This is a genomic window from Roseinatronobacter sp. NSM, assembly GCF_052379845.1.
Taxonomy (GTDB): Bacteria; Pseudomonadota; Alphaproteobacteria; order Rhodobacterales; family Rhodobacteraceae; genus Roseinatronobacter.
On record NZ_JBQTCF010000075.1, the window covers coordinates 1 to 3,856 of the forward strand.

Annotated in this window: 4 protein-coding genes and 1 pseudogene; all 5 read right to left on the bottom strand. The window is 59.4% G+C overall.

The window, feature by feature from the left end; translation table 11 throughout:
- Window positions 1–122 precede the first annotated feature (122 nt).
- Window positions 123–608: a hypothetical protein gene (locus tag ACTZWY_RS19550; protein WP_444792378.1), complete on the bottom strand. Its 486-nt coding sequence runs from the start codon at window positions 606–608 to the stop codon at window positions 123–125.
- Between the two features lie 32 nt (window positions 609–640).
- Window positions 641–1,483 carry a phage minor head protein gene (locus ACTZWY_RS19555; RefSeq protein ID WP_444792379.1) on the bottom strand — a complete coding sequence of 281 codons (843 nt, stop codon included), beginning with the start codon at window positions 1,481–1,483 and terminating at the stop codon, window positions 641–643.
- A 161-nt stretch (window positions 1,484–1,644) separates the two neighbouring features.
- Window positions 1,645–3,170: pseudogene (gene tnpC, locus ACTZWY_RS19560) on the bottom strand (IS66 family transposase).
- A gap of 78 nt (window positions 3,171–3,248) precedes the next feature.
- Window positions 3,249–3,596 (bottom strand): IS66 family insertion sequence element accessory protein TnpB, encoded by a 348-nt coding sequence (gene tnpB / locus ACTZWY_RS19565; protein WP_444792380.1) that lies wholly within the window; start codon window positions 3,594–3,596, stop codon window positions 3,249–3,251.
- Window positions 3,593–3,856: IS66-like element accessory protein TnpA (locus ACTZWY_RS19570; RefSeq protein ID WP_444792381.1), on the bottom strand; the 264-nt coding region annotated here is incomplete at its 5' end. The genes ACTZWY_RS19570 and tnpB, both read right to left, overlap by 4 nt.

Sequence of the window (3,856 nt, forward strand, 5' to 3'; positions counted from 1 at the left end):
GGCGACAGGTCCAACCCCCGTCCCGAAGGATCAGAAGACCCTCGGCCGGCACGCGCTCGGGCAGCACCGAGAGCAGCGAGTGCAGCGCGGCGAGGATGGTTTCGCGGGGGGTGGGCACTGGATCACCATGTTACCAAGGACGTCGGGCATCGGCGGACTTCGAAATCCGGTCGCCCGGCTAGTTCATTCATCAACCATTGGGTGCCGACATTGTTGATCTCAATGTCCCAGTTCGCATGGCCCGCTTCGGCGACAAGACGCTCGTATTCGGCGGGATCATCGTATTCCAAGACAAGCCCGACGTCATTGCGCCAAGCGAACCGATACCCACGTTCCTCTATCGGCTCCAGCGAGAGGCCGTAGATGCTTGTCGGCGTGATCCTGATCGACCAAAGCATGTCGCGCAGGATCGGTGTGCCATTCTCCAATCGCGGAACCGCAATTGGCTTCAGGTACGGCCTGCTGAGGTCGAAGACCGCTTCGTAGCCGAGGTTCGCGCCGTTCTCAAGTTGGACACATGTGCGATATCTGGCGTTGAAAACGATCACGACCCAAAGAGCCAATAATACGCACGGAAGCAGAACGACACCAGCGACGGCGGCTGACACTCCCCTTCCCTGATCGTTCCGCCCGCAATTCATCAGAAGTTGCTGCGAGCTGGGTCCGCATAGACCTGACGAGAGAAGCTTCCAGTCCACCGGTCCGTGATCGTATACGGTTCGCCAGTGTGGATGCCGAGCCGTTGCCTTCCGCTCGGGCGCCCACGCAGATAGTCATCTAGCGGTCTATGGATATTTTCGTAGATTGTCTCGCCTAGGTCGATGACTTCCAAACAGACGTCGGCTGGATCGGCGAATTCATCATCTAGGTAGAACTCGAATTGCCCCGAGACCGTCAGAATGCCTAACTCCGCAATACAGTTTCCCGTGAAGCGACCGCCTATCGTCGTGTTACCGATGCTGAATACGACCCCAGTCATGTTGTAGGTGTTGACGAAATCGTCGGAGAAGGCACCGTTTGGGTGTCTTCTCGCGACCCGGGCAATATGTCCTTTCATTCGCTCTCTCACCTCACCCATGTACTGTGCCACGATCCTGCTCAGATGTCCGGTTTCCCGAACGGTAACACCGCGCCCACGTCCGTTGTAGTAGTGGCGGACGAAGTCACGGCTGCTCCAAGCGGCTCCGGAGTCCCCCGTATCGGCCAATTCGATTTCAATGAACTCATCGACTGACGGCATGAATGGCTCAGCCGTGCAGCGGCAGCCATAGTCTTCGCCGGGGTGGCCCGTCTCGGGCGGGTCATCCCATACGAAGACCTGACCGTTGTTTGCAGCATGGCTTGGGCGGACTTTGTCATCTCCGCGCGTGCGCCAGATGTAATGCGTGGTTGGCCGCTCTTGCTTGATCGACCACTCGATAGGCGTCCCTTTGCGCAGGTAGGCTTGGAACGCCTTGCGATAAAGATGTGGGTCGATTTGCATGCAGAAGCCCCTGGACAGAGTTTTCGCCAACTTCACACAAAAGGGTTAATTCTTTGGTAGTAAACCGTACGCTCACAACCTTCCCTCCACCCAGTTCGCCACGATCAACCCTGGCACGCTGTCCAACGCCCGCTCGGTATCCGTCCGGTTGAGGCGCGGTTTCAGGCCTTTTCGGGCTGCCAGTTCCAGGGCATGAGTTCGTCGATGCGATTGATCTTGTGATCAGGCAGGCGCTTGAGGACCGATGTGAGCCATGCCTCGGGGTCGACGTTGTTCAGCTTGCAGGTTTCCATGAGCGTATAGGCGATTGCAGCCGCTTTTCCGCCGCCGATTGACCCCATGAACAGATAATTCTTTCTTCCCAATGCAATAGGTCTGATCGACCGCTCACAGGTATTGTTGTCCAGCTCAAGGTGCCCGTCGTCGAGATAGCCGCGCGCTTTCGGCATGCGGCTCAGGGCGTAGCGGATCGCTTCGGCCAGCTTGGTTTTACCGGAGATTTTGCGCAGTTGCGCCTGCAGCCAAAGCTCCAGCTCGTCGAAGATCGGCTTGGCGTTGGCCTGCCGCAGGGTGACACGCTCTTCCGGGGCTTTCCCCCGTGCGTCCTTTTCGACTGCGTAAAGTTGCGCAATCTGTTTGATCGCCTGTTGGGCAATGGGGGAGCCAGTGCGCTCGACCTCATCGACAAATTTGCGGCGCACATGGACCATGCAGGCCTGTTCGTCAGCCTTACCCGCGCCGAACAGACCATTAAACCCTGCGAAGCCATCGGCATGAACCGTGCCGGTATAGCCTGCAAGATGGTTGGCGGGGTGCTCGCCCTTTCGGTCAATGCTGAACTGATACCAGGCGCAGGGGGGGCCACCCCGCACCACGGCCGTTCGTCCCGGACATAACTCCAGAGCCGGGCCGTTTTGGTCTTCGTGGTGTTGGCGCGCACCTGCAGCTTGACAGGTGTATCGTCTGTAAACAGGGCTGGTCCCGCCCGGACCAGCTTGCCGATATGCTCGGCCAGGGGCTCCAGCAGGGCCGTTGTGCGCCCGACCCAGTCACTCAGCGTGGAGCGGTGCAGATCAACCCCTTCGCGGGCGTAGATCTTGGATTGCCGCTCAAGCGGCAGATGATCGCAATATTTGCTGACCAGCATGTGCGACACGAGGCCAGGACCGGGGCGCCCGCGTTCGATCAGGCGCGACGGCAACGGTGCCTGTGCGAAGGCTTCACAACAAGTGCAGGCCATGCGGGGGCGGATGAACTGACGCACCACGAAGTGACCGGGGATATAATCCAGCTCTTGGGTGATATCCTCGCCCACTTGGCGCAGTGTGCCGCCGCATCCAGCGCATGCGTCACCGGGCGACAGGACCTCATCTTCCCGTCTCAAATGCTCGGGAAGCGGCTTGCGGCTGTGCTGGCGCTTGTTGGGTGGGGCCTCGTTATCACTGAGCGATTGCCCCGACAGTTGATCCTCCGCCGCCCGCGCGATCTCGTCATCTTCCGGCAGGTCGAGGGCCAGTTGATCCATGCCCTCTGACTTCGCGCCAAAGCGCGCCTTGCGATGACCGTGCAGTTCGGCCTTCAGCTTCTCGTTTTGGTAGGTCAGAGACTGGATATGCCGGAGCATTTGCTCGCTCACAGAGCGCAGCTCGTCAGGGTCTTCGGGCAGGGATTTGAAGGCCTCCAGCATGGTGCAATCCATACCAGATCACCCTAAGGGAGGGAACGCGAAACAGTGTTAAAGCCCATGTTTTATTAGGATTTTCTTCTATCCCGCGACCAGCGGTCGCCAGGTCTTCTGCGGTGTCCGCCAGTCGATCCCTTCCAGTAGCATCGACAGCTGCGACGGGCTAAGGCTGACCTTGCCTTCCTTGGCTGCGGGCCAGACAAACCGGCCCCGTTCCAGGCGTTTTGTAAACAGGCAGGCCCCCTGAGAATCCCACCAGATGATCTTCAAAAGATCACCCTGGCGACCCCGAAAGACGAACATGTGGCCCGAATATGGATCCTCGGCCAGAACCTGTTCCGCCTGTGCCGCCAGCGTATTGAAACCGCGCCGCATGTCCGTGACGCCGGCCGCCAGCCAAACCCGCGTGTTGCTCGGCACCGGGATCATTGCGCCACCGCCGCGACCATCGCCATAATCGATGACAGCGCGGAGGGACCCTCCACCAATATCCGCCGACCATCCGACAACGTGATGTCCACGCGTTGCGCGGTGATCGGATCTGTCGAAGGAGTGCGCGAAATGGCAGGCGTTGGCGCGGGCGCCATACCCGAAACCTCTATTGGAAGAAACGTGGCATGATCCGGCTCGGGCAAATCCAAGGCCTGATCCGCTGATGAAAATCGAGGATCGCGTAGCCACTTATGGAT